The organism is Desulfocastanea catecholica (assembly GCF_054657295.1).
The window spans coordinates 199259-223063 of the sequence record NZ_BAAHYZ010000006.1 but is presented as its reverse complement, the minus strand read 5'-3'; the positions used below and the strand labels follow the sequence as shown (position 1 = coordinate 223063).

Genomic DNA, 23805 nt, shown 5'->3' with positions numbered 1-23805 from the left:
TATAGCTGAAGTTCTCCCCGGCGAGGAAAAAGATGCCCACCGGCGTGTGTTCCACCAGCTCCTGCCACGAGGCTTCACTCTCGGCCAGGGCATCGACCATGTTCTGGAATTCCGTCACATTTTCAAAGGTGACGACAACGCCTTCGATGACATTGCCGATGGTTCGAAAAGGCCTGACCCGCATGCGATACTGCTGTCCCTGGTTATCGACAACCAGTGACTCGTACTTCTCCAGATCGCGCAGCACCTGGGTGGCGTGTTTTTTAATGTCCACGTCTTTCAGAATTGTGGCAAAATGCTCGATGGAACGACCGATATCCGAGGGAGTCAGATGAAACAATGTTTTCCGAGGTGCCCGGTAAGAGAATGCCGCCTTGCTTGAGACTATAGTGAAAGGTCGGCAGTAATTTTTCCTGGAGTTCCGGCCCGAAGTAAATCATCAGGTTCCGGCAGCTCAACATATCCAGTTTGGTGAACGGCGGATCCTTGATGACGTTCTGTTCGGCAAACACGGCCATGCCGCGAATATTTTTCTTGGTCTGAAGTACTGTATCGAAACAGCAAACTAATATTCCGCTGAATAATTAGTATGTTATTATCTTCTTGCTGACATTCTCGATATATATATTTTTTTCATCCGGTTGTCCTGTTTATACTTCCCTAGATCCCAGAAGGATCTGTGAGGGAAAAAAACAGTACACGGCGTTAAGCCAATCCTACTTTTTTCCAATACTCCTCAATTTCAAGCTTTTCTTTCAAGAATTGGTAAAATGGATAGTCGCAATTGTCTGGCTTCGAGCGTTGCTGGTAATCGGCTACTATTTGGCGGATCTGTGAAGGGCTGTAGCTGCTCAGTTCTTCTATCAAATAGTCACGCTGTGCTTCGGTCATGAGTCTCTTTCTGATAGGATTTTGATTCGTTTAGGAGATAGTGTACGATCGAAATGGAGCATTCTGGCACTTCCAAAATTCAAAATTGTTTTTGAAAAAATGGCACCAAAGAGAGAGGTTCCATTTTTTCCAGCGAATCTCCTGCTACGGGGAACTAGTCAAAATCCATCAGAGTTAGCTAAACTCACATCTCGAATAAGAGCTTACAACGCGATTACTTATTACCTACAAGATGATTGACAAGGTCACAGGACATCCGGAGAGGTTTTCTTTCCAGACGTCTTGCATATGGTAGAGATTACTTGTGAGGGATTCTGGCAGAAGCCTCGAGATTACCGGCCACGACATATTAGAGTGTAGGCAGCACCTGCTTTTTTAACCCCTGAGAGAGCTGATTGATCTGCACCAACAACCAGCCAGGAACCACCGAAAGGATCTATTGCCAGACTTTGGCCGAATTCATCGTCTTGTGCAAGATCTTCAGGGGCAACAGTATCATCGAGCAGCCAGCTCTGCTCGGAATCATCATAACTGTACAAATAAACCTGCCCGGTCTTTTTCCCCGCTTCTGAATCAGTACGGCGGGCGGATACGGCAAGATTGGTTGCCGTCTGACGGTCAAAATCAACCGCAAAACCGTATTGAGCTTTGTCTTTTCCGTCCGGTGGGGCCAGCTTTTGTACCAGTTTCCAGGTTTTCCCTGGTTTTGATAAACTGTAAATATAGGCGGCGCCCACTGCATTTCCGTCACTATCAGGTGCATTTCTCGCACCGATAACCATCAGGTCGCCAGACAGTTTCAACGATTGGCCGAAATAATCGCCCTCGACGCCATCATCAGCGGCAATTTCTTGGCTCATCACCCATGTCATACCCCTAGGCATAAATATCAGCACTTTGCCCTGGCTTTCTCCTTCGTCAGTCTCGCCTTTGCGGCTTCCTACCGCCAGATATTGCGAAGATTTCGTATCAAAGGATATTGCCCGCCCTAACTGGTCCTGATCACCGCCGTTCGGGTCGGTCAGTTTCGTTTCAAGTTGCCATTCATTTCTGCGCTTTTTGTAGACATAAACAGCGCCGCTTTGCACGCCTTCTGCATTGAAAGCAAACCGCGCACCAACAAAAAGTCTGTGAGGTCCGAGAGCAACGGAACGTCCGAACTCATCCCCATCTGTTCCGTCGGGTGGTTCTATTTCGGCGTCCATTACCCAGCCGTGTTTTCGTCCTCTGTAGGTATACAGATATGCGGTACCTGACAGCCGACCATTGCTAGCTAACATTGAGCGGGCACCTATGAGGATTCGGTTGTGGGAAACGGCTACTGATTCCCCGAATTCCGTCGGCGATATGCCATCAGTATTGTCCAAAACCAGTTTCTGTATAAACTGCCACTCGCCGGTAATATGTGTTTTGCTATAGACGTACGCTGCACCCGTCTGCAATCCATCAATTGTAGCGTATTTGGCGCCGACTACCAGCCAACGACCGTCTGTATCGACGCTAAATCCATACTGATCACCGTTCGCTGCGTCCTCTGCAACAAGCGTAGTGTACCCTTCCACCATGAAACCATGCGCGACAATCGCGGGCAATTGCAGCAACAGCATTGCGGCAATGGTTACAAACCAATTTCTAGTACCTGACATGTCTCTCCTCCTTGGAAGATATAATTCTGATTAGCTGAAAATGACTAACGGAGGAACAGCCTGATGTCAATCAACACATCCACATTAGACAAACAATAACAACAAATAACCACAGATAACAACTTGTGGTTTTGCGGCAGAATGACTACGTCCAAAATATTACCCACCCAAAGATCACGATTCGGTCGTTGAACCTCAAATGGACGAAAAAGTACTATAGGGGTCTGAGGATCTGTGCACATTCGTATGGAAATAGTTGTTATGGTTTGGATTGAGTAGGATTGACAAATATTTCTCACATTTGATCCATGACCTGAATCTGAGTTATCCGTTACCACGAGTTCACTCGTCGAACATCACCATACGAAATAATATTTTTCACATCACATGTTGAAAATGGAGCAACTTACTAGTCCAATAGGCCAGGACCTTAAAACAGTAGGCATGTAAAGTCGAGGCACATGCCAAATTAGTTTAGATTCGATGTGCCAATCTCAATCCAGATTTCTTAATATGGCTCAATGCTGATCTGCTATGCAAGCAAATAAGCGATTGGCAAAAATACATTTTACCGCTGTTTGTCCCTGCATATTTCGTATTGTGCCCAGACAACCTTGTAGGGTTAGTGTTGCATTGTTACATAATTGTAGACCATTTCAACAAGGAATCAGGACATCTCATTTCTGTCATTTTCGTCTCCCAACACCCATGACCTGAGGTAATTACTATAAATACAAATACCTAAATACAAATACCTACATGATGCCACTTGGTAAATAAAATTTAATTTTATCACTTGGTCCGCATTTTGTGTTGCATAAAGTGAGCTTGTTTGCTAATCGTTATGTCGTAATATCATAACGATTCATTTATTAAGAAACCTTTTTTGAGAACGCACCTTACTGAAAACTAGAGGATGACAAAACCAATGATGAAATCGCCAAACATCATTTATGAAATCATGGGTTGGTCTGCCGGCAAGCCGGCTATTTCACTCCTGCAGGCATTGGAGAGGACCGGCTCGATCAACAGCGCCGCCCAAGCAATTGGCATGCAATATAAAACGGCCTGGCAGAAGCTGGAACAGATCAACAATCTGCTGCCTTACCCCTTGATCGAAAAAAGAACCGGGGGAAGTGGCGGCGGTGGGTCCGTTTTGACAGAAGAGGGTAAAAACCTGCTAAAACAAGTGGATGCACTGCAAAAAGAATTTGTCCAGTTCATCCAGTTTTTTACTGATAATCCTAACGAGGCACTGGAAACACTAAAAACATTAAGGAGGATAGAGATGAATTTAAGCGCCAGAAATGTCTGGCTCGGACAGGTAAAGAGCATTGATAAGGGAGTAGTCAACAGCGTGGTGAATATCCAACTCAAAGGAGGTGATACGGTTAGCTCAGTAATTACCGATAACTCGGTCAAGCGTCTGGGACTTGATGCAGGCAAGGAGGTCATGGCGATCGTCAAAGCGTCCAACGTGCTGCTCGGCAGCAAAATAGATCCACAGGTAATTTCAGCACGCAATATCCTCACCGGCACTATCAGCAGTATCGTGCCTGGTGCGGTGAACGATGAAATTACCATCGATTTGCCCGGAGGCAGTTCGGTTACTTCGATCATTACCTCGGCCAGCGTAAAGCGGTTGGGACTCATCGCTGGTAAAGAAATATCGGCGATTATCAAGGCCACCGATGTGCTACTGGCTACAGCGTAACAGTAGCGGCTTTATGAATGCATTAACCACATAACAAATAGGAATACTTTATGAAATTAAAAAATTGGATAACTGCTATTATTTTGCAAATCTGTTTTGCTGTCTCCGTTCAGGCGCAAACCGTTCATCTATCCGTTGCCGCGAGTATGACGGACGCTTTCAATGATATCGTGGCGGGCTTTACAGCAGCACATCCGAACACTGAAATCCTGCCCAATTTCGCCTCTTCCGGAAGTTTGGCTAAGCAGATTGAACAGGGGGCCCCGGCGGACATCTATGTCTCTGCCAACCCCAAATGGATGAAATACCTGGTGGAGAAAAATCTGATAGCAACAGGGACCGATCGCATTTTTGCTTATAATCAACTGGTCTTTGTCGGTGCAGAAAAAACACAGGTCTCGTCTCTGGACAACCTCGGCACACTTGAACGAATTGCCCTGGGTACTCCCCAGAGTGTTCCAGCCGGTCAGTATGCCAAACAGGCAATGGAAAAGGCGGGCATCAATGCGACGCTGGAACAGGCAAATAAGCTTGTCATGACCAAGGATGTTCGCCAGGCTTTAATCTATGCTGATCGAGGTGAAGTTGACGGTGCCTTTGTCTATAGAACCGACGCGCTTCTCGCCAAGCAGGCGAAAATCCTCTTCATCGTTCCTGAGAACCTCTATGATCGTGTTTCCTACCCGGTGGCTCTGACCGTAGAGGGTGCAGGAAATGATTCGGCTAAAGCCCTGTATGAGTACCTCAAAAGTCCCGAAGCAATAGCAATTTTAACCGAATACGGTTTTCAAGCAAAACAGTAAACTCTTCTTGAAGAGCAGGAACAGGATATGTTGTCTCTCACACCAACTGATTGGATTGCCATAAAGCTGTCTCTCCAGGTAGCTGTAGCCGCAACGATTATCGCCTTGCCAGCGGGATTTGCGGTTTCCTATCTGCTAGCAATGACTGAGGTCCGCGGAAAAGCGGTTCTTGAAGGTATCGTTAACCTGCCGCTTGTTTTGCCCCCGGTGGTAACCGGCTATCTCCTGCTCCTGCTCTTTGGCCGCAATGGCTGGCTAGGTCAATTGCTTCATTCACTCGACATCAACTTAATTTTCACATTACGTGGTGCGGTGATAGCCTCAACGATCGTTGGTTTTCCCCTTCTCGTCCGCTCTATCCGCATTGGCCTTGAAGGTATGGAAAGACAATATTTACAGGCATCGCGAACTCTCGGAGCGACATGGTGGGACACGCTCTTGACGATCACGCTTCCTTTATGTTCTCGAGTGATCCTTGCCGGAATGACCCTGATGTTTGCTCGAAGTCTTGGCGAATTCGGAGCCACTATCATTCTGGCAGGTAATATACCGGGAGTGACCCAGACCATCCCGCTGGCGATCTTTCAATATACCAGCATTCCGGGCGGCGATAAAATGGCCCTGTCACTTTGTCTGGTTTCAATTTTTCTCTCATTTGTCGTGCTCATGGTCGGCGAGGCGGCAAATAAGAAGCTGGCAAGGAGATAGCTCATGTTCCTGGAAGTTGATGTAGAGAAAAACTTTTCCGAATTCAAATGCCAGGTCAGCTTTTCCATCCAGAACAAGAAATGTGGAGTCTTCGGGCCCTCTGGAAGCGGGAAATCGACGCTGATGCATATGATCGCCGGTCTGCTGATACCTGACGAAGGACGAATTGTTCTTAACGGCCTGACCCTTTTTGACCATAAAGAGCGTATAAACCTTCCTCCTGAACGTAGGCGTATCGGCGTAGTCTTTCAGCATGCGCACCTATTTCCGCATATGAGCGTCAAGAAAAATCTGTTTTACGGGTTGAAACGAATACCGGTCCAGGAAAGAACGATTGACCCGGAGCAATTGCTGGATGTCCTGCAGGTTGACAAGCTCCTCGATCGCAGGGTGAGCAGGCTGTCCGGCGGTGAGCGTCAACGCGTTGCCCTGGGCAGAACCATCCTCGCCTGCCCGCATCTTATCCTTCTCGATGAGCCGTTGTCAGGCCTTGATGGTAAATTGAAGTACCAGATCATTCCCTACCTTCAACGAGTCTTTTCTGAGTTTTCCATTCCTATGCTTTTTATCAGCCACAGCCTGCAGGAAATGCGGCTGATGACCAATGAAGTCCTCGTCATGGACCAGGGTGGGGTCACCCGACAGATTGCAACCGAAGAGCTGGCCCGTACCAGCCTCGGCAGTGGCGGTCAAGGTTATACCAACCTGCTCCAGCTTGATTCTCCCGAGGATCTTGGAAAGCTGACCAGTTACCGCTGGGGAGCGAACAGGCTGATGCTCGTGAAAACAGTAAAAAACAGAGCAGGTCAATTCGCCTTGAGCAGCAGGGACATTCTGCTGTTCAAGAAACATCCCGAGGCAACCAGTGCCCGTAACATGCTGCCCTGTGTTGTGCGCAGAACCTATGAGACGGAGTGGCTCGTGGGCGTCGAGCTTGACTGTGGTGGGAATACCCTTATTGCCGAAATCGTTCCCCAATCCTTAACAGAGATGGGTATTCGTCCGGGAAGTGAACTCGTCGCTGTATTCAAGGCCTCGGCATTTCGGCAGCTCTACGGAGCCGGTGAGACCCGGGACGTATCCGGCAATCAATGATCTGCATAGCATCACATGAGAAGACAAAAATGGAAAAAGCCTGTGTAACACCGCCCGACAGTTGTGTCATGATAGAAATGGAACCGGGTATCTACCTGGGATACAGGAAAGCGGTATTGCTCAATGAGATCGAAGCACTGGGATCACTTGAAAAAGCTGCAAAAACCTCTCGAGTAGGACTTCAGCATGCACGAGACTTAATCAATGAAATGAACAACAGCTTCTCCCGACCTCTCATCCGTTTTACTGGCAAGGTTTACGATTGCGACCAAATTCAACTGACTAAATATGGGCAAAGCGTCGCCAGATCTTACTGGCGGCAATTCGAGCCTGTATGGCTGTAAATCCTCGAAGAGCGCAGTCGGCATTATTAAACTAAAATATCCTGGCCACTGATAGGCCGGATGATTGAAAATCTTCACATTACTGTAATTAGGAGCACATAATGAGTATTACTTTTTCGCCTATTGGATACTTCAGAACGCCGTTCACCAATATTAAGGGCATGCCTATTCAGCCAATTGGTGGAGCTGATGTCGAAGGACATATCGAAGTACTACCGGATTTCATGGCCGGGCTTAAGGATCTTGACGGTTTTTCCCATCTCATAGTCCTTTATCATCTTCATCAGATAGCGGGACATGAGCTTGTCGTCCAGCCTTTCCTCGACATTGAGAAACATGGTATCTTTGCCACCCGATCTCCAAAACGACCTAATCCAATCGGCTTATCAATAATGCGCCTCATTGGCGTATCGGGCAGGGATGTATACCTGCAGGGAATCGATGTTCTCGATCAAACCCCGGTAATTGACATCAAACCGTATGTCGCCGATTTCGACCAGTGTAATGCGGACAGGTTCGGATGGTTTGAAGGAAAATCCGGCAATGCCAAACATCATCAGAGCGACGAAAGATTTGCTAACTGAAACCTTTCAAAAGAACCAAAACACAAAATGATAACATTCGTCTTCGTTCATGGCGCTTTTCAAGGTGGCTGGGTTTGGGGAAAAGTTGCCGATTTGCTCCGTGCCAGATGATACGATGTGCACACACCGACTCTCGCCGGCTGCGGCTATCTTGCAAGGCCAGGCTCGCAGAAGAGCGACCTGCATGACTATATTGCCGACATTCGCGGTTACATCGAATTCGAGGATTTACGTGAGATAATTCTTGTTGCCCACAGTTTTTCCGGCATGGTCTGTGGTGCACTGATGATGCAGATACCGGAACGGATCCGCCATGCCGTGTTTATCGATGCCGTCCTTCCCGAATCACAGCAGTCATTCACGGATCTGGCCGGTGAACTCTTTAGACTCATGCTGGAAGAACACCACCTGGAGGATGGCTCCGTCAAGCCCTGGCCTCTCCAGGTTTTTGGAGTGACTTCGCCGGAGACGTCCTGGTTTTCTGCCCGGTTACGACCGTTTTCATATAAATCCTTCCATACTCCCTTTCCGGAAATATTCGATCCCAAACGAGTTCCTGCCAGCTTTATCAGTTGCAGGGGAACAGTCAGCCCATATATCCAGGCGATGGGCGGAAAGGCGAAAGCAAATGGATGGCCACTGATGGAGATCAATACCGGTCACTGCCCCATGGTAACCGCCCCCGTTAACTTAGCCAGGACGATTATGATCCAAACCGCGCCTTTCCAGGACTTATTGACTTTTTTAGAATAGTTTAAAAAGTCCTGAAAATATTAATCGATGCAGCGGTAACCTCAAAATAAGCAGAAAGTCTAAGGGATAAAGCTTCTTCCTGATTTCCTTAAAATGAATAGCGGCGTGGATCTGCTGCAATTTTCCTGGAAATGCATGTTCATCGGACCTGTGTTTTATTGCGAAATGATTCAGTTTAAGGCTCAATTGTTGAAGGAGTAACACACACTCATTTGTAGAGAAAAAACAGGGTAGCTCTGCCACGAGCAAGAACTATGGCTGATGAGTGCTTATAACTCAAAGGGTATCGCTCTCAAATTCCTTAATTTCAAGTTCCTTGCCCTCGGAAACAATAACGGTAATCTCCTTAGCTGCCCCTACCTCAATAACCGGAGTAGCCTGCTTGGCAAGGCTCAGATAAAACTCCTGCAAACTTGCAGCCCCATCTGACAGGCCGCCTCCAATGGAATATTTAGCCACCTGACTGGAATCAATAGTGGTAGTTGTGCCGAGTGCGGAAGTGGATTGGGTCGTGGCAGCCGATTTCAGCATATCGCCCATGCCGCCGAAAAATCCGGCTACGATGGTTCTGGCTGTGGCCGAACCCATTCTGGAGACTACCCGGCCTGACAGGCCGACTTTACTGTCAGAGTCTGTAACAAAACCATAAAAAGGAGGTGAACCACCGACTCTGCAGGTGGACTCCTAAGTTTGACAATTACGGAAATAAGAGGGAAGTCTCACAATTGTGAACCGCTCAAAGTTCAAGAAAAGGAGACTTTCCATGTACGACGGACAAAGTTTAAGCTACACGAAATGGGAATGCAAGTATCACATCGTATGGATTTCGAAGTATCGCAAAAAGGATATATTTGAAGACCTTATAGCTGCGGTTGAAACATCAGTAACAATGTAGCCTTGGGAAATGAAGTGGCATTTTCAGATCCAGATGTCCCTTCATTACTAAATATTCCCACGATCATCAGCTGTATCACAAGAGCCCGACGACAATTAGCCAATACCCTGAGTCGTATTGGCAAAAATGGTTGAGATGGGAGGAAAAAAATGACTCGAATAAACGAAGAGCTAGGTCGACCGATGTCGGCTCGAGAGATAGCTGCTTATTTAGATATTGACGTAAAAACCGCCAGGAAATACTATCAAGAACTAGGTGGAGTACGCATTGGAAGCCGCTATAAGTTTTTTGAAATGGAGGTTTACGATGCCGTACAAAAGATTAGAGGTGAAGGAAGGCAAGACAAAAACCGTATATATCGGACAAGTGAAAAAAAACGAGAGGAGGGTGGAAAAACGATTCAAGACGAGGAAAGAGGCGCTGGCATGGGAAATGAAGATGAAAAATCAATCAAACGAAGATTGGCTAAAAAAGACCAACACGGTCTCTTTGGGTGATTGGTCGTTGCACTATCTGGATTACGCAAAGGACAAATTTTCTAAAGGCACATATGAGGAAAAGAAAGCAGTCTTTTTGCGATTCTTTGGGATGGTGAATCCAACTACATCGACTGTACAATTGAACCCTGCCCAAGTTATGCAATATTCTCAGGTTCAAATGAAGGAACGTTCTGGTTATGCTGCTAATAAGGATAGAAAAAATCTTATGGCTGCGTGGAATTGGGGATTAAGATACATGAATCCGCCACTACCAAAGGATAATCCCTTTGACATTGCTAAAATGCCGGAAGTTCGTTCTCCACGATATGTCCCATCGCAGGAGGATTTCTGGAAAGTCTACAACGTTGCTGAGGGGCAAGATAAAGTGATGATTCTTGCCTGTTTGTTTTTAGCAGCTAGAAAGGGTGAACTCTTTCGTCTCAAGGTTGAGGACTTGGATTTTGAGAATGATGTGGTTCGATTGTGGACAAGGAAACGTGAGGGTGGAAACTGGGAATCGGATTTGCTTCCGATGGGAAAAGAGTTGAGAAACTCATTTAGGAATTGGCTTGATACTAGGGATGTTTCGTCTGAATTTGTGTTTGTTTGTGTGGATAAAACCGAATTCACAAAAGAGTATTACGGGCAACCTTTTACAAGTCGCCAGCATCTTTTTGAACGACTATGTGAGAAAGCTAAGGTGGATAAATTTGGTTTTCATGCTATCCGGCATCTGACTGCCACTCAGCTATATAAACAAGGTCGAAATGTTGCTGAGATCCAGAGAGTTCTGAGGCATACGAGTCCAAATACTACTGTCCGATATTTGAAGACGTTGGGAGTTGACGATATTAGGACAGCGATGGACTCCTTTCAGGCTTCATGCAGAGAAGCGTTAGATTAGTTGGAGGCTGTAAGATGTTTGAGCAAAAAGCCGTCATGGAGCCGTCACCTTATAAAAAGACAAAAAAAAGCCACCTAGAAAGAATCTAAGTGGCTGTAATTGCTTGGTGACCCCAAGGGGACTCGAACCCCTGTTACCGGCGTGAGAGGCCAGTGTCCTAGGCCACTAGACGATGGGGCCCAATGGTGCTGCTTTATAACTGACCCGGCAGGGCTTGTCAATACTTTCTTGCCGGGAAAAACAAAAAGTAAGGGCATGCATGTTGTCGCGTTGAAAGGTTTTTCAGTCCAACCGGTTTAAGTCGGTCATTCGCTCTCTATTCCCCCGATTAAACAGCTGGGTTGATTTTTTCAGCTGTTTTGCTACCTGCGGGGTAAGAAATTCTCCCCCACAGCGCCATCTCCAGTTCCCTGTGGCAATGCCGGGGCTGTTCATTTTACAGTCACCGCCAAAACCGAGAATATCCTGCAGCGGAATGATGGACAATATGCTGATGGAAGACTGGGCGAGGAAGATCAGGTCATGATGGATACCCCGCTGGTCGGAGCCGTCTCTATTGGCTATCAGTTTGATATTTTCACGTTGCTGGTCGTTGAGCTTATCACTCATAAACCACCCGAGAGTTGTGTCATTGTCATGGGTTCCGGTGTAAACGATATATGCAGGGGAGGTAAAATTATGGGGAAGAAAACTATTGTCCGGATTGCCGTCAAAGGCAAACTGCAGCACCTTCATTCCCGGAAAACCTAGCTCGTCGCGCAGTATTTCCACCTCTGGGGTTATGATGCCGAGATCCTCGGCGACAATATTGAGAGGGCCGAGTTTATCGAAAATTTTCGTAAAGAATTCTTTCCCCGGGCCTTGCAGCCATTCACCGTCTACCGCCGTCTCGCACTCTTCGGGGATGGACCAGTAGGATTCAAAGCCGCGAAAATGATCGATGCGCGCAATATCAACCAGTGTAAACAGGTGGGCTAACCTGTCCGCCCACCACTGGATCAGTTTGTCCTGTACATGTTTACTGGTACTTTGCCAGTCATACAGTGGGTTTCCCCACCGCTGGCCGGTAGTACTGAAATAGTCCGGAGGGACACCGGACACATGGGTGGGATGCAGGTTTGTACGGTTTAAGGTGAAAATCTGCTGATGGGCCCAGACGTCGACGCTGTCGTAGCTTACATAAATAGGCAGATCGCCGAAAAGATGTATTCCTTTTGAGCCGGCATATGCATGCATAAGCTGCCATTGCCGGAAAAATTCAAATTGCTCGAAACGATAGTAGTTTATACGTTCGGCGTGGAGCAGGGAAAACGCCCGAAGCGCTTCCGCCGACCTGGTCGCAAGTTCACGTGGCCACGAAAACCAGCCTGCGTCGTGGTAAAGCTCCTTGGCAACCATAAAAATGGCGTAATCATCGAGCCATACATTATTCTGTAGAAAATCGGCATATGCCGTGAATTGGTCCGGGCGAAACCTGCTGAACGCCTCCTGCAGCAGATGTTTTTTATATACCGCCACCTGTTGATAGTCGGTGAGGTACGGTGAAAATTCAATATGATTCTCAAGGCTTGCGCGAGAGATGAGGCTGGCCTCAAGAAGGAGTTCGGGCGACAGCAATATGGACGAGCCGGCAAATGCCGAACTGCTCATATAGGGAGAATAGTCAAAGGGCTCATTTGTCGGACCTGTTGGCAAAAATTGCCAGTAACTTTGATCACTTGCAACAAGAAAGTCGATAAAATTGTAACTTGAGGTGCCGATATCACCGATCCCGTAGGCCGATGGCAGCGAGGTTATGTGGGCGAGAATTCCGCTTGATCGTTGGTTTATCATTGTTTTGTCGCTATTATAAAAGCTTTTTTCATACGAAAGAATCCTTTTTCTATGGCCGGAAAATAAAAGCAGCAGCGTTCCTTGTATCTCATACTATCGATGCTATAATATAAGCTTGTAAAATAATGACCGTGGGAAATTTTTCCAGGGCTTACCGCATGGCAGATTTTAAAAAATTGCTTTTTATGTTCAAATATTGTAATAGTACGTTCTTTTGAAAACTACTACACGCTAGCGAGATCTTTCTCGTCGGCTTTTTTTTTGTCAAAAAAATCATTAAAAAAATCGCCTAATTGGTTCTCTTGAGACTATTGGAACAACGCTCTAGGGCAACTGTACAATAGATAGTCTTTTAAATTCAAGAAATGGAGTGGTTGTCTGGTGCTGCCTGAACTTAAAGAAAACCTTCTAAAAGCTGGAAAAGAAGAAGGCTGTATTAGCTTTGATGATTTAAATGAACTGTTGCCCGATGAGATAAAAGACCCCAACGAAATTGAGTCAATCTTTAACTTTCTCGGTGCGCATTCGATTGAAATAGTTACCGTGGAAGAGGATGGTGAGAAACGCACGCTATCCGGGGAGATATGGGAACGAAACGACAGCTCAACCTCCAATGTCAATCAGGAGGATGAGATGAGTCTGCCCGATGAGGAAACTCATGAAGCCGAAGAGACGACGACCACCTACCTGCGAGAAATGGGACGGTTTGATCTTCTCACTCCTGAAGAAGAAGCGAAATACAGCAAGACCATTCGACAGGGTTTTGAGGCGATAATCGCTGCTATTCGTGAGGACATTTCCGGCACAAAAGAGATTCAACTGCTTCGCGAACGGATCGATCTCTGGGAAAAACGAGATCCAACCCTGAAACCGAAAAAACAGCAGCTTAATTTCATGCGGTACAACGTCATCAGTGCCGCAAAAAAATATACCGATATTCGTGAACTCTTCGAATTACAGGCAAAACTCGAAGCGTACAGCAGGTCCATTGAAGTAGCCAAAGATACCATGATCAGGGCCAACCTGAGATTGGTTGTCTCCATAGCCAAACGGTATATGCATCAAGGTTTGACCCTGGCCGATTTGATCCAGGAAGGAAATCTTGGTCTGATGCGGGCGGTGTTCCGTTTTGATTATACCAAAGGCAACAAGTTTTCCACCTATGCCAGCTGGTGGATCAGACAGGCCATAACCAGGGCTATACTCGACAAGACCAGAACAATCCGCCTGCCTGTGCATTTTCTAGAGCTGCGAAGCCAGTTTTTTAAAGCTTTTTACGCACTGTTTAAAGAACTTGGCCGGGAACCCACTCCCCTGGAAATATCCAAGGCAACGAACCTGCCGATGGACAAGATTCTTTCCATTCTCGAGGCGTCCCGAGAGCCGATTTCTCTTGAGACGCCGGTGGGAGATGATGACTCCACCCTTGGGGATTTTCTGGAAAACCAGGAATCCCAGTCGCCCTACGATGCGGTTCAGACACGAGAGTTGTCCGGACGGGTCAATGATATTCTCGAGACCCTCAGTGAACGAGAAGAAAAAATCATTCGCCTGCGTTTCGGTATCGGCGAGAAGGCGGAATATACCCTCGAGGAAATCGGCAAACTCTTCAATGTCTCCAGGGAAAGAATCCGCCAGATTGAAAAGAAGGCCTTGAACAGGTTGCGTCACTCCAGTCGTCGTGAAAAACTTAAATTTTTCATAGACTGATCAAATCTTCTCTATTGAAAAAGCCGGGTTAAAGCCCGGCTTTTTATTTTATCGTGGAAAATTATATTCATAATGCCGGCTTTGGACGCATTCTCGAAAAGGTAAAAGCAGAGGAAAGACTCAGTTTCGATGAAGGTCGACAGCTGTACAACAGCAATGACATCCTTGCGCTTGGCTACCTCGCCAACCTTGTGCGCAACAGGTTGAACGGTGATTATACCTACTTCATCTACAATCAGCATATAAATTATTCCAACATCTGTACCAACCTGTGTAAATTCTGCGCCTTCGGCCGGGAGAAAGATTCTGAGCTCGCCTATGAGATGAGCGTTGAACAGGTGAAGCAGAAGGTAAGGGACCGTCTCGATGAGCCGATCACCGAGGTGCATATAGTCGGTGGCATTCATCCTGATCTGCCTTTTGAATACTATCTGGAAATTCTGCGTGGGATCAAGGAGGTACGGCCGGCGTTGCACATTCAGGCCTTTACCTGTGTCGAGATTGCTCATCTGACCACACTGGCCGGCAAATCGGTGGAAGAGACGCTGAGGCTGCTCATCGAAGCAGGGCTTGGTTCCCTGCCGGGCGGGGGGGCGGAGGTCTTCAGCCCAAGAATACGTCGTTTGACCTGCGATAAAAAAATATCCGGCATGGAATGGCTGGAGATTTCCAAAATTGCCCATAAAATGGGTTTGCATACCAACGCGACGATGTTATACGGCCATATTGAAACCGTGGACGAACGTCTGCAGCATCTGCAGGCACTGCGTGAAACCCAGGATGAAACCAATGGTTTTCTTGCCTTTATCCCTCTTTCCTTTCATCCGAAAAACACGGCCATGTCCGATCTGTCGAGAACAACGGGGATCGATGATTTGAAAAATGTGGCGGTTGCCCGACTCTTTCTCGATAATTTTCCGCATATTAAAGCCTATTGGGTGATGATTGGCCCGCAAATGGCCCAGATTGCCCTTGCCTTTGGGGCTGATGACATGGATGGGACGGTCAAGGAAGAGGTCATCACCCATATGGCCGGCGCCGAAACGGACCAGGCCATTGGCAGTTCCACGCTGGTGCGGCTGATTAAAGAAGCCGGTCGCGTCCCTGTGCAGCGCGATACCCTGTACAAGGTCATTGAAGTACATCGATAGCCGACGAGGGAGTACGGAGTAGAATGCAGCTTGAAACGATAATCGATAAAGTGGCAACCGGCCGTCGTGTCAGCGACAATGACTACCTGTTCCTCGAAAAAGAGGCTGATCTGCATCAGCTCGGCTTTCTTGCCGACACTGTCAGGCGGACAAAACATCCGGAGGGGCAGGTAACCTATGTCATCGACAGGAATATCAACTATACCGATATCTGTATTTCCGCCTGTAAATTCTGTGCCTTTTTTAAGCCTCCCGAGGATAAAAAAGGATATCTGATCACCTTTGACGAGCTGGCGGAAAAAATTCGTGAGACGCAAGCCCTTGGCGGTACCCAGATCCTTCTGCAGGGAGGGCTGCATCCGGGACAGCCATTAGCCTATTACGAAGAGATGGTCGGCTTTATCAAGGCTACCGGAATCCATCTGCACGGCTTTTCTCCGCCGGAAATCTGCCATTTTGCCGATATTTCCGGTCTACCGGTAAAAAAAGTGCTACAGAGGCTCATCGCCGCGGGCCTTGATTCAATCCCCGGCGGCGGTGCGGAAATCCTCAGCGAACGTGTGCGGCAGCTCACCGCACCAAGAAAATGTACGGCAGACCAGTGGCTCAACGTTATGGAAGAAGCGCATAGTCAGGGGTTGCGTACAACGGCGACGATGATGTTCGGCCACGTAGAAACAAAAGAGGAACGTCTTGAGCATCTCCGCAGACTTCGGCAGCTGCAGGACCGCACCCATGGATTCACCGCATTCATCCCATGGCCGTTTCAACCTCGTAACACCGTGCTGGCTGAGGTTGAAAAAACGACCGCTCTGGAGTATCTGCGCATGCTGGCCCTGTCGAGAATCTATCTCGATAATTTTGATAATATCCAGGCATCCTGGGTAACCCAGGGCCCCAAGATCGCCCAGATTGCCCTCTCTTTTGGCGCCAATGATTTCGGCAGCACGATGATTGAAGAAAATGTGGTGGCCGCCGCCGGAATTAGTTTCAGATTGTCTGAACAGGAAATCAGGCGGCTCGTCACCAATGCCGGTTTTCTTCCGATGCAACGGCTGATGGATTATACTCTTGTCAAATAGGTCAACGGGATCACCCCTTGTTTTATCCATCCGCGGGAAGGGGATGGTTCGTCTCGAACCTTCCGGCTCCGGCTGCAGGTAGAATAATGCACATTTTTTCCGCCCCGTGGGTTGTCCCGATCGAGGGACCGGTTATTCAGCATGGCAGCATTGTCGTCGCTGACCATCGAATTGTCGACCTCGGTAAACGAGATGACCTCGTACACAGCTATTGTCATTCCCCGGAAACCGTCTGTAGTTGTGTCCTTATGCCGGGTCTTGTCAATGCCCATATGCACCTCGAACTCAGTCATCTGCGACCGAGTCTCTGCCTGCAGCCGGAGGATAATTTTACCGACTGGATCGATGCACTGATCGAGAGAAGGGCGGCAGAAAAAAATTGTCCGGAAAAAATTGTTTCCGGCTTCAGAACAGCCCTGCAGGATCAATATCGCCAAGGAGTGGTGCTGCTTGGTGATATTGGAAACGAGTATTTTGACGAATTGCATGGTCAGGGAAGGGAGTTGCCGCCGCATGTAGTCCGAATGATTGAATACCTCGGGCCCAACCATGAGGCGTGCCGGACGGCGCTGGCGAACCTTGCTTCCCTTGATGAACGGATCAGTGCAACAGGCCATGCACCCTATTCAACCGCGCCGGAACTGCTCGTGGCAATCAAGAAGCGCTGCAACCGATTGGGCCATGTCTTTTCTATCCATACTGCCGAGAGCGCTGACGAAGAACAGTTTCTGCGAAGCGGTAGCGGATGTTTCCAGGATTTTCTCAAAAAGAGAAACAGTTGGGACGGGCTGTTTTCCATTTTTGCAACCGGCTTCCCGGGTACCGTCGATTATTTTGATCATCTGGGCATTCTCGACGAGAAAACCCTGCTTGTGCATTGTGTCCATGTCTCTGACCAGCAACTCCGGTTGATAAAGGAACGGGGCAGCGCTGTCTGTCTCTGTCCAGGCAGTAATCAGTTCCTTGGCGTCGGCACTGCTCCGGTCGAACACATGGTGGCACTTGGCCTGTTGCCGGCACTGGGCACAGATTCTCCAGCCTCTAATGAAGCCGTTGATCTCTGGCGGGAAATGACCATCCTGGGTAAATGCCACGCCGGTCTTGAGGACGCAACTGTTCTGGCCATGGCCACACTGGGCGGGGCTCGGGCTCTTGGTCACGGCGCTGATTTCGGCAGTCTGACGGTCGGTAAAAAAGCAGAATTTCTCCATGTATCGTCAATTGCGCTTCAGGGTTGCCGCGATGGACAGCAGCTGGTAAAAGAATTGGTTTCAGGGGGCAAACCCACAGAAATCAGCTGGGTGTCAACTGATTATAAGTGAGTCTATGGGTGAGTCAACAGGGAGAAAAACAGAGGTGGTCGGCATGAAAGAATCCTTTGAAATCATTGCCAGAATCGGCATAGTGAACTATCTCAATATGGCACCTATCCATGAAAAATGGAAGAGTACCGTACCTGCCAAAAATTGGCAGGTGGTAGAAGCCCCCCCGGCCACCTTGAATCAAAAACTGGCGGAAGGGCACATCGACCTGGGCTTTGTCTCCAGCTTTGAATATGGCCGGCACCCGGAGGGCTATAAAATCCTTTCCGGACTTTCGATAAGCGCCAATGGACCTGTGGGCTCAGTGTTTCTTTTCTCCCATGTGCCGATGAATCAGCTTGATCAGGCGCCTGTCCTGTTCAGCGCCCAGTCTGCGACCTCAGTCGCCCTGGTGAGGATCATCCTGGAAAAATTTCACAATGTGCAACCTTGCTATTCAACCGGCAACCTAGAGACTGCTGCAGGAAATTTTCAAGCAGTACTGGCCATCGGCGACGAAGCCCTGAGGTTGGTTGAAAAATCCACCTATCTGTATGAATATGACCTGGCGGATATCTGGAAACGTCAAACAGGACTGCCTTTTGTCTTTTCGGTTTGCGCCGTCCGTGAAGAGTTCTGTGTCGAGCAGCCGGAGATGCTCGCTGAAATACATCGTCAGCTCATCAGGTGCCGTGACGAGGGGAAAAGAGATCTGGCTGCCATCTGTGAAATCGCCGCATCGCGCATCCCCATGTCGAAAAAAAAATGTTATCAGTACCTCACAGCTATAGAATATGATCTTGACGGCCAGAAGCGTAAGGCCCTGGAGACGTATTTTGACTTCCTGATCAAACGTGGAGATATTAACAAGGGCGCCTTGCCGCTAAAAATTTTTGCCAACCTTCACTAAAGAACAGCTGGTAAGTGCTATGCTCTGCTTACTCCACCCTGCTGTTGAGTTGAACAGATGACGATACAAACCGAAAAACAGAAAATCCTTTTAGGTGTTACCGGGGCCACCGGCATGCTTTTTCTACGGTCTTTTCTTCACTCTCTGGCAGAGCTCGATGTGACGGTACACGGGATATGTTCCGCATCCGGCAGAGATGTGCTCAAGATGGAACAGGGTCTCCTGCCGGAGGAATTACCGGCGGTTGCCACATGGTTTCCCCATGACGATTTAGCCGCGCCACCGGCTTCGGGATCAAGCGATTACACCTCAATGGTCGTCCTGCCCTGTACCATGGGCAGCCTGGCCGCCATTGCCGGAGGTCTGTCGATCAATTTGATACATCGTGCCGCCGACGTCATGCTCAAGGAGCGGAAAAAACTTGTTCTCGCCGTTCGGGAAACGCCCTTGAACAGAACCCACCTGCACAACATGCTCACGGCCCATGATGCGGGGGCGGTTATCTGTCCGACCATGCCGAGTTATTATCTGCAACCCAAAACGCTTGAGCAGGCCGCGGAGAGCTATTCCTGGCGTCTTGCCGACCAGCTTGGTCTTGTTATACCCAATCGAAAGAGATGGAGAAGTTAGCAATCATCAAAACAAAGATAAAAATTTTATTGGAAATGATCCAATTTAAATTGACTGTCTTTGCCCTGCCTTTTGCCTTTACCGGCGCCTTTCTCGCCTCGGGAGGTGTGCCGGATATGCATGTATTTTTCTGGGTCCTCCTCGCTATGGTCGGCGCGAGAACCTGCGCCATGGGCTTCAACAGGATCGTCGACCGCAAGTTCGACGGAGCCAACCCGCGAACCGCCGCAAGGGCGCTGCCTGCAGGCGACATCAGACTTCGGGAGGCCTGGGCAATGGTATTTTTGTCCGGAGCGCTGTTTTTTTTGGCCTGCTATAATCTCAACCAGCTGACTTTGCTCCTCGCTCCCTTTGCTCTCGGCCTCACGCTGTTTTATTCACTCACCAAGCGGTTCACTGCTTTTTGTCACCTTATTCTTGGCGTGGCGCTGGCCTTTTCTCCCCTGGGTGGATGGGTTGCTGTGCAGGGCAGTCTGCTGGGCTATCCTTTCGTTCTTTCCCTGGGGGTCCTTTTCTGGGTAGCCGGTTTTGATACCATTTATGCCTGCCTTGACGCCGATTTTGATCGGCAGACGAAGCTGCATTCCCTGCCTTCCAGGCTGGGGAAGAAAAATGCCTTTCGGCTAGCCGGCTTCTTCCATCTGCTGGCCTTTGTTTTCTTTACCTTAACCGGTTACCAGGCTGGGTTGAATATTTTTTACTATATAGGGATCATTCTAGCTGCGGGGGCATTGCTGTATCAACATATGCTCGTCAAACCCGAAGATTTATCGCGCATCCATGCCTCCTTTTTTTCGATGAACGGGTTTATCAGCATCACTCTTTTTGTTGCTACCTGGCTTTCTCTGGCCACTCTTGGATGATAACGGTGCTGAAAATAAGACAAATTGTCATGTTATTTGCAGTCTTAGCGCTTCATTTCAGCGTCGCCCAGGCCGAGACGAGTGGTCCCCCGGTACCCAATACCGTTGATATTTCTTTAGGGGTTATTGATCCGGGACTCCTGCCGATCGGCTATTCCGGACAGGAGACACTCGCCTATGATGTTTCCTGGACCGGCGGTATCAAGATAGGTGAGCTGCATCTGGTGGTTACCGAACTGCCGGAAGTTGATGAAGGGTATCAAATCAAGGCCGTTGTCACGACGAAAAACGGGGCCGTGAATCTCATTTATCCGATTGAAGATGTCCATGTCACCAAAGTGCGGGGCCCAGACAGGCTGCCCTATCATTATGAGATCTGGCAGAAAGAGGGATATCGTTATAAAGCGCACCGGGTGATCGAATATGATCAGGAAAAAGGTGTTGTCCGATATAGGAAAAATGAAAAACCTGCCGATGAATATCATATCGACGGGGAGACAAACAATGAATTTTCCTCTTTTTTCAATAGTCGTCTGATGCCGTTTGCAATCGGCGGAAAATTTGTTGTTCCGACCTTTGCCGATAAAAAGAGGGCGGAGGTGATCGTTCATGCGGTTGCGCAAAAAAAATTCCCTGCAACGATTCTTGGCCCGGTAAACACCGTTGCGATCATGCCGGTTATGACTTTTAAGGGCCTGTATGATAAAAAAGGGGATACAGTAATCTGGTATACCGATGATGAATGCCGCGTTCCGGTACGGATTACTTCAAAGATTATCATCGGCTCCCTGACGGCTGATCTTGCGGCATATGAAAATCCCGCCTGCAAAAGGTATCCTGCGGTAAAAAAGAAATGCGTTAACCCGCGTTAAATAATTAAACGGATTGCAAGGAGTAACTGAACATGACAACACCTGTAACAAAGACCGATTTTCCGCTGCTGGTCCTCAAGCACAGAGGAAAAGTTCGTGATATGTATGAAATACCAGGCCACGACGATAAGCTCCTTATGGTGGCTACAGATCGCATCTCGGCCTATGATGTCATTATGGATGACGCCATTCCGGGCAAGGGGGCGGTGTTAACCGAGCTCTCCCTTTTCTGGTTTGATCTGCTGCAGGACATCGTTGAGAATCATCTCATTTCCGCTGATGTCAAAGAGTATCCGTCGGTGTGTCAGCCCTATGCCGAGCAGTTACAGGGCCGGTCGATGCTGGTGAAGAAGACCCGGCCGCTGTCCATTGAGTGCATCGTCCGGGGATATATCTCTGGATCTTTCTGGAGCGCCTACACAAAGGATCCGGTCGTTTGCGGCTTTCAGTTGCCCAAAGGGATGCAGGAGTCGGATAAGTTTCCGGAACCGCTGTTCACTCCTTCGACCAAGGCCGCGCTTGGCGACCACGACGAAAACATTTCATTGCAGCAGATGATGGATATTGTCGGAAAAAAAAGGGCCGAAGAGATCGCCGATATCTGTATCGCCTTGTATAAAAAAGCGGCAGACTATGCCCTTACCAAGGGCATCATTATAGCGGACACTAAATTTGAATTGGGTGAACTTGACGGCAGACTGATTTTGATTGATGAAGTATTGACGCCTGACTCGTCGCGTTTCTGGCCGGTGGATCTCTATGAACCGGGGAAATCGCAACCAAGTTTTGATAAACAGTTTTTAAGAGACTATCTCTCCACCTTAGATTGGCATAAAACGCCGCCGGCACCGCCTTTACCGAAAGATATAATCGACAAGACGAAAGAGAGGTATGAAGAAGCGGTGCAGAGAATCACCGGCAAACGATAGGCCCAGAACTGCAGCTCTTTTAAATAAACACCCAGGGGCTGGTTTAGGGCTTTATGCAGAACCGCTCCTGGGGGGACGAAAGAAGATTTTTTTCTAGCTGGCTGCGGCAGCTATGACTTGCCAATACAGAATTTCAGAACGGCATCGAGCGATTGATCGTTAAATTCGTAACCGGATTCCAGCAGAACTTTTGGGGTGACCCGACTGCTGCTTAACAGCATTTCGTCGGCCATCTGGCCGAAAACGAGTCGTACCATAAAGCTTGGTATCTTAAACGGCGTCCATCGGTTGAGTGCTTTACCAAGTGCGTTTGTCAGTCCCTCATTGGTGGTCTGGATCGGCGAGACGACATTAACCGGACCGCTGATATCATCTCTGTCAATGAGGAAACCAACGATTTGGACGAGATCTCTTATGCTTATCCAACTGATGTACTGTTTCCCGGAGCCGATAACCCCGCCTAAGCGTGCCTGAAAGGGCGGTATCATTTTCTGCAGGGCGCCGCCTCTTGGACTGAGGATCATGCCAAAACGAAGGTTTACTACCCGGACGCCCATTGAAACCAGGCGCTGGGTCTCTCTTTCCCATTGCCGGCAGACATCGGCTAAAAAACCGCTGCCGAGTGAGCTCTTTTCGTCAAGTATTTCCTCATCTCTGCTGCCATAATAGCCAATGGCCGACGCACAGAGAAAAACGGACGGTTTTTCCGGCAGCGTGGAAATATAGTCGATAAGTCCCTTCGTTCCTTCGAGTCTGCTCAACAGGATCTGCTGTTTTTTCCCGGGCGTCCAGCGCCCCTCGGCGACATTCTCTCCGGCAAGATGGATAACGGTCTGAAACATACTGTCGGAATTCTCAGCAGGATCGGTGGTCGTCCAGAAATTATCTGCCTCAGCCACCCGATTGCGTTTGAGACAGTGTATGGTATGCCCTTGTTGGAAAAGATATTCCACAAGCGCGCTGCCGACCAACCCGGAACTCCCGGTAATGAGTGTTTTCATAATTTCTTATCCTGGCGAATAGCAGTTTTTAAACGGGAAGCTGGGCGACAATTGCATCGCAGACTTGATCCTGGGTCAGATTTGAGCTTGGTACGGTTATGTCGGCATATTTCTCATACAGTATCCGCCGTTCTTCAAAAAGATCATGGAAGCTCTGCTCCGGCCGTTTGGCCAGGCCTCTGGTTTCATAATTGTGGATGCGTTGCTTGAGAGCGGGGAGATCGGCATGAAGAAAAACGACAATTCCATCATCTTTCAAATGCATCATCGCCTGCTCACTATAGGCGGCGCTTCCTCCCGTGGCTATGATATGATTTCTGCAGCGGATGCCAAGCAGTACCTCTTGTTCGATTGCACGAAGAGCCATATGGCCTTCCTTGTCGACGATATCCTGCAGGCTCCTCTTGTTCAGGTTCTGCAGGAGAATATCGGTATCAAGATATCTTTTCGCCAGCATTTTTGCCAGGATAACCCCAACGGTGCTTTTGCCGGATCCCGGCATGCCGATCAAAATGATATTGGACTTTTTGCTTTTCATCTTCTGCTCCGAATGGGTCAATAACGTAACGTGTGTACCCCTATTGTAAAACAGAGCCTTCTAATGGCAATAGTTTGCCGGTGTATACTTGTAACTGGAACTAAAATAACAACAATTATTTCGCCGATAGTGAGATGAATAGAATTTTAGTATTGGGTATGCGTCTTGT

The 23805-nt window shown here is 48.3% G+C and carries 24 protein-coding genes, 1 tRNA gene and 3 pseudogenes; 19 read left to right on the top strand and 9 right to left on the bottom strand.

Annotation, left to right across the window (positions count from 1 at the left end; genetic code table 11):
* The 4 genes and pseudogenes from ACYQ8U_RS08030 to ACYQ8U_RS08015 all read right to left on the bottom strand — a co-directional run.
* Positions 1 to 331: PAS domain-containing protein (locus tag ACYQ8U_RS08030; RefSeq protein ID WP_459945018.1), on the bottom strand; the 331-nt coding region annotated here is incomplete at its 3' end.
* Positions 332 to 338: 7 nt separating this feature from the next.
* A pseudogene (locus ACYQ8U_RS08025) lies at positions 339 to 542 on the bottom strand (CheR family methyltransferase); the annotation flags it as partial.
* Between the two features lie 163 nt (positions 543 to 705).
* Positions 706 to 891, bottom strand: a complete 186-nt coding sequence (locus ACYQ8U_RS08020; protein ID WP_459945013.1) for a hypothetical protein — start codon at positions 889 to 891, stop codon at positions 706 to 708.
* Positions 892 to 1223: 332 nt separating this feature from the next.
* Positions 1224 to 2537 (bottom strand): hypothetical protein, encoded by a 1314-nt coding sequence (locus ACYQ8U_RS08015; RefSeq protein WP_459945012.1) that lies wholly within the window; start codon positions 2535 to 2537, stop codon positions 1224 to 1226.
* A gap of 928 nt (positions 2538 to 3465) precedes the next feature.
* Between ACYQ8U_RS08015 and ACYQ8U_RS08010 the strand changes: the two genes are divergently transcribed.
* The 7 genes from ACYQ8U_RS08010 to ACYQ8U_RS07980 all read left to right on the top strand — a co-directional run bounded on the left by ACYQ8U_RS08010 (position 3466) and on the right by ACYQ8U_RS07980 (position 8538).
* Positions 3466 to 4251: a TOBE domain-containing protein gene (locus ACYQ8U_RS08010; protein WP_459945011.1), complete on the top strand. Its 786-nt coding sequence runs from the start codon at positions 3466 to 3468 to the stop codon at positions 4249 to 4251.
* A 50-nt stretch (positions 4252 to 4301) separates the two neighbouring features.
* The gene (modA, locus tag ACYQ8U_RS08005; protein WP_459945010.1) at positions 4302 to 5054 is read left to right on the top strand and encodes a molybdate ABC transporter substrate-binding protein; all 753 of its coding nucleotides are present in this window, start codon (positions 4302 to 4304) and stop codon (positions 5052 to 5054) included.
* A 27-nt stretch (positions 5055 to 5081) separates the two neighbouring features.
* Positions 5082 to 5762 (top strand): molybdate ABC transporter permease subunit, encoded by a 681-nt coding sequence (gene modB / locus ACYQ8U_RS08000; protein ID WP_459945009.1) that lies wholly within the window; start codon positions 5082 to 5084, stop codon positions 5760 to 5762.
* A 3-nt stretch (positions 5763 to 5765) separates the two neighbouring features.
* On the top strand, positions 5766 to 6857 hold the full coding sequence (modC, locus tag ACYQ8U_RS07995; RefSeq protein ID WP_459945008.1) for a molybdenum ABC transporter ATP-binding protein: 1092 nt from the start codon (positions 5766 to 5768) through the stop codon (positions 6855 to 6857).
* 29 nt (positions 6858 to 6886) lie between these two features.
* Positions 6887 to 7201, top strand: a complete 315-nt coding sequence (locus ACYQ8U_RS07990) for a winged helix-turn-helix domain-containing protein (RefSeq protein ID WP_459945007.1) — start codon at positions 6887 to 6889, stop codon at positions 7199 to 7201.
* Between the two features lie 101 nt (positions 7202 to 7302).
* Positions 7303 to 7785 (top strand): tRNA (N6-threonylcarbamoyladenosine(37)-N6)-methyltransferase TrmO, encoded by a 483-nt coding sequence (gene tsaA, locus ACYQ8U_RS07985; protein WP_459945006.1) that lies wholly within the window; start codon positions 7303 to 7305, stop codon positions 7783 to 7785.
* A 117-nt stretch (positions 7786 to 7902) separates the two neighbouring features.
* Entirely contained in the window at positions 7903 to 8538 is a 636-nt protein-coding gene (locus tag ACYQ8U_RS07980) for an alpha/beta fold hydrolase (RefSeq protein ID WP_459945005.1), read from the top strand.
* 276 nt (positions 8539 to 8814) lie between these two features.
* On the opposite strand, the pseudogene ACYQ8U_RS07975 reads toward ACYQ8U_RS07980, so the two are convergent.
* Positions 8815 to 9171 (bottom strand): annotated as a pseudogene (locus ACYQ8U_RS07975) (TrbI/VirB10 family protein); the annotation flags it as partial.
* Between the two features lie 130 nt (positions 9172 to 9301).
* Here ACYQ8U_RS07975 and ACYQ8U_RS07970 point away from each other — a divergent pair.
* From ACYQ8U_RS07970 to ACYQ8U_RS07960, 3 genes and pseudogenes are all read left to right on the top strand, one after another.
* Positions 9302 to 9400, top strand: a pseudogene (locus ACYQ8U_RS07970) (IS200/IS605 family transposase); the annotation flags it as partial.
* 182 nt (positions 9401 to 9582) lie between these two features.
* On the top strand, positions 9583 to 9930 hold the full coding sequence (locus ACYQ8U_RS07965) for a hypothetical protein (RefSeq protein WP_459945004.1): 348 nt from the start codon (positions 9583 to 9585) through the stop codon (positions 9928 to 9930).
* Positions 9872 to 10816 carry a tyrosine-type recombinase/integrase gene (locus ACYQ8U_RS07960; protein ID WP_459945003.1) on the top strand — a complete coding sequence of 315 codons (945 nt, stop codon included), beginning with the start codon at positions 9872 to 9874 and terminating at the stop codon, positions 10814 to 10816. Before ACYQ8U_RS07965 ends, ACYQ8U_RS07960 begins: the two co-directional genes overlap by 59 nt.
* Positions 10817 to 10920: 104 nt before the next feature.
* Here ACYQ8U_RS07960 and ACYQ8U_RS07955 read toward each other — a convergent pair.
* Positions 10921 to 10996 (bottom strand) — tRNA-Glu (locus tag ACYQ8U_RS07955).
* Between the two features lie 102 nt (positions 10997 to 11098).
* On the bottom strand, positions 11099 to 12691 hold the full coding sequence (malQ, locus tag ACYQ8U_RS07950) for a 4-alpha-glucanotransferase (RefSeq protein WP_459945017.1): 1593 nt from the start codon (positions 12689 to 12691) through the stop codon (positions 11099 to 11101).
* A 339-nt stretch (positions 12692 to 13030) separates the two neighbouring features.
* Between malQ and ACYQ8U_RS07945 the strand changes: the two genes are divergently transcribed.
* From ACYQ8U_RS07945 to ACYQ8U_RS07905, 9 genes are all read left to right on the top strand, one after another.
* Entirely contained in the window at positions 13031 to 14359 is a 1329-nt protein-coding gene (locus ACYQ8U_RS07945; protein WP_459945002.1) for a sigma-70 family RNA polymerase sigma factor, read from the top strand.
* Between the two features lie 53 nt (positions 14360 to 14412).
* Complete coding sequence (mqnE, locus tag ACYQ8U_RS07940) at positions 14413 to 15510, top strand: aminofutalosine synthase MqnE (RefSeq protein ID WP_459945001.1); 1098 nt, start codon at positions 14413 to 14415, stop codon at positions 15508 to 15510.
* Positions 15511 to 15533: 23 nt separating this feature from the next.
* Complete coding sequence (gene mqnC, locus ACYQ8U_RS07935; protein WP_459945000.1) at positions 15534 to 16592, top strand: cyclic dehypoxanthinyl futalosine synthase; 1059 nt, start codon at positions 15534 to 15536, stop codon at positions 16590 to 16592.
* A gap of 86 nt (positions 16593 to 16678) precedes the next feature.
* A complete protein-coding gene (locus ACYQ8U_RS07930) occupies positions 16679 to 17914 on the top strand; it encodes an amidohydrolase family protein (protein ID WP_459944999.1) in 1236 nt (411 codons plus the stop codon).
* A 4-nt stretch (positions 17915 to 17918) separates the two neighbouring features.
* Positions 17919 to 18803 (top strand): menaquinone biosynthetic enzyme MqnA/MqnD family protein, encoded by an 885-nt coding sequence (locus ACYQ8U_RS07925; protein ID WP_459944998.1) that lies wholly within the window; start codon positions 17919 to 17921, stop codon positions 18801 to 18803.
* Positions 18804 to 18860: 57 nt separating this feature from the next.
* Entirely contained in the window at positions 18861 to 19433 is a 573-nt protein-coding gene (locus ACYQ8U_RS07920) for a UbiX family flavin prenyltransferase (protein WP_459944997.1), read from the top strand.
* On the top strand, positions 19421 to 20296 hold the full coding sequence (locus ACYQ8U_RS07915; RefSeq protein WP_459944996.1) for a UbiA-like polyprenyltransferase: 876 nt from the start codon (positions 19421 to 19423) through the stop codon (positions 20294 to 20296). Before ACYQ8U_RS07920 ends, ACYQ8U_RS07915 begins: the two co-directional genes overlap by 13 nt.
* Positions 20297 to 20325: 29 nt before the next feature.
* On the top strand, positions 20326 to 21168 hold the full coding sequence (locus tag ACYQ8U_RS07910) for a DUF3108 domain-containing protein (protein ID WP_459944995.1): 843 nt from the start codon (positions 20326 to 20328) through the stop codon (positions 21166 to 21168).
* A gap of 32 nt (positions 21169 to 21200) precedes the next feature.
* Entirely contained in the window at positions 21201 to 22097 is an 897-nt protein-coding gene (locus ACYQ8U_RS07905; protein ID WP_459944994.1) for a phosphoribosylaminoimidazolesuccinocarboxamide synthase, read from the top strand.
* A 110-nt stretch (positions 22098 to 22207) separates the two neighbouring features.
* Here ACYQ8U_RS07905 and ACYQ8U_RS07900 read toward each other — a convergent pair whose 3' ends face one another.
* Entirely contained in the window at positions 22208 to 23098 is an 891-nt protein-coding gene (locus ACYQ8U_RS07900; protein ID WP_459944993.1) for a TIGR01777 family oxidoreductase, read from the bottom strand.
* A gap of 28 nt (positions 23099 to 23126) precedes the next feature.
* Positions 23127 to 23636 (bottom strand): shikimate kinase, encoded by a 510-nt coding sequence (locus ACYQ8U_RS07895; protein WP_459944992.1) that lies wholly within the window; start codon positions 23634 to 23636, stop codon positions 23127 to 23129.
* Positions 23637 to 23805 lie beyond the last annotated feature (169 nt).

Excerpts from the sequence above, each read along its gene's own strand:
- ACYQ8U_RS08020 (WP_459945013.1), bottom strand. The coding sequence starts at position 891 with ATGACCGAAGCACAGCGTGACTATTTGATAGAAGAACTGAGCAGCTAC.
- ACYQ8U_RS08015 (WP_459945012.1), bottom strand. The coding sequence starts at position 2,537 with ATGTCAGGTACTAGAAATTGGTTTGTAACCATTGCCGCAATGCTGTTG.
- ACYQ8U_RS08010 (WP_459945011.1), top strand. The coding sequence starts at position 3,466 with ATGATGAAATCGCCAAACATCATTTATGAAATCATGGGTTGGTCTGCC.
- modA (WP_459945010.1), top strand. The coding sequence starts at position 4,302 with ATGAAATTAAAAAATTGGATAACTGCTATTATTTTGCAAATCTGTTTT.
- modB (WP_459945009.1), top strand. The coding sequence starts at position 5,082 with ATGTTGTCTCTCACACCAACTGATTGGATTGCCATAAAGCTGTCTCTC.
- modC (WP_459945008.1), top strand. The coding sequence starts at position 5,766 with ATGTTCCTGGAAGTTGATGTAGAGAAAAACTTTTCCGAATTCAAATGC.
- ACYQ8U_RS07990 (WP_459945007.1), top strand. The coding sequence starts at position 6,887 with ATGGAAAAAGCCTGTGTAACACCGCCCGACAGTTGTGTCATGATAGAA.
- tsaA (WP_459945006.1), top strand. The coding sequence starts at position 7,303 with ATGAGTATTACTTTTTCGCCTATTGGATACTTCAGAACGCCGTTCACC.
- ACYQ8U_RS07965 (WP_459945004.1), top strand. The coding sequence starts at position 9,583 with ATGACTCGAATAAACGAAGAGCTAGGTCGACCGATGTCGGCTCGAGAG.
- ACYQ8U_RS07960 (WP_459945003.1), top strand. The coding sequence starts at position 9,872 with ATGAAAAATCAATCAAACGAAGATTGGCTAAAAAAGACCAACACGGTC.
- mqnC (WP_459945000.1), top strand. The coding sequence starts at position 15,534 with ATGCAGCTTGAAACGATAATCGATAAAGTGGCAACCGGCCGTCGTGTC.
- ACYQ8U_RS07930 (WP_459944999.1), top strand. The coding sequence starts at position 16,679 with ATGCACATTTTTTCCGCCCCGTGGGTTGTCCCGATCGAGGGACCGGTT.
- ACYQ8U_RS07925 (WP_459944998.1), top strand. The coding sequence starts at position 17,919 with ATGGGTGAGTCAACAGGGAGAAAAACAGAGGTGGTCGGCATGAAAGAA.
- ACYQ8U_RS07920 (WP_459944997.1), top strand. The coding sequence starts at position 18,861 with ATGACGATACAAACCGAAAAACAGAAAATCCTTTTAGGTGTTACCGGG.
- ACYQ8U_RS07915 (WP_459944996.1), top strand. The coding sequence starts at position 19,421 with ATGGAGAAGTTAGCAATCATCAAAACAAAGATAAAAATTTTATTGGAA.
- ACYQ8U_RS07910 (WP_459944995.1), top strand. The coding sequence starts at position 20,326 with ATGTTATTTGCAGTCTTAGCGCTTCATTTCAGCGTCGCCCAGGCCGAG.
- ACYQ8U_RS07905 (WP_459944994.1), top strand. The coding sequence starts at position 21,201 with ATGACAACACCTGTAACAAAGACCGATTTTCCGCTGCTGGTCCTCAAG.
- ACYQ8U_RS07900 (WP_459944993.1), bottom strand. The coding sequence starts at position 23,098 with ATGAAAACACTCATTACCGGGAGTTCCGGGTTGGTCGGCAGCGCGCTT.
- ACYQ8U_RS07895 (WP_459944992.1), bottom strand. The coding sequence starts at position 23,636 with ATGAAAAGCAAAAAGTCCAATATCATTTTGATCGGCATGCCGGGATCC.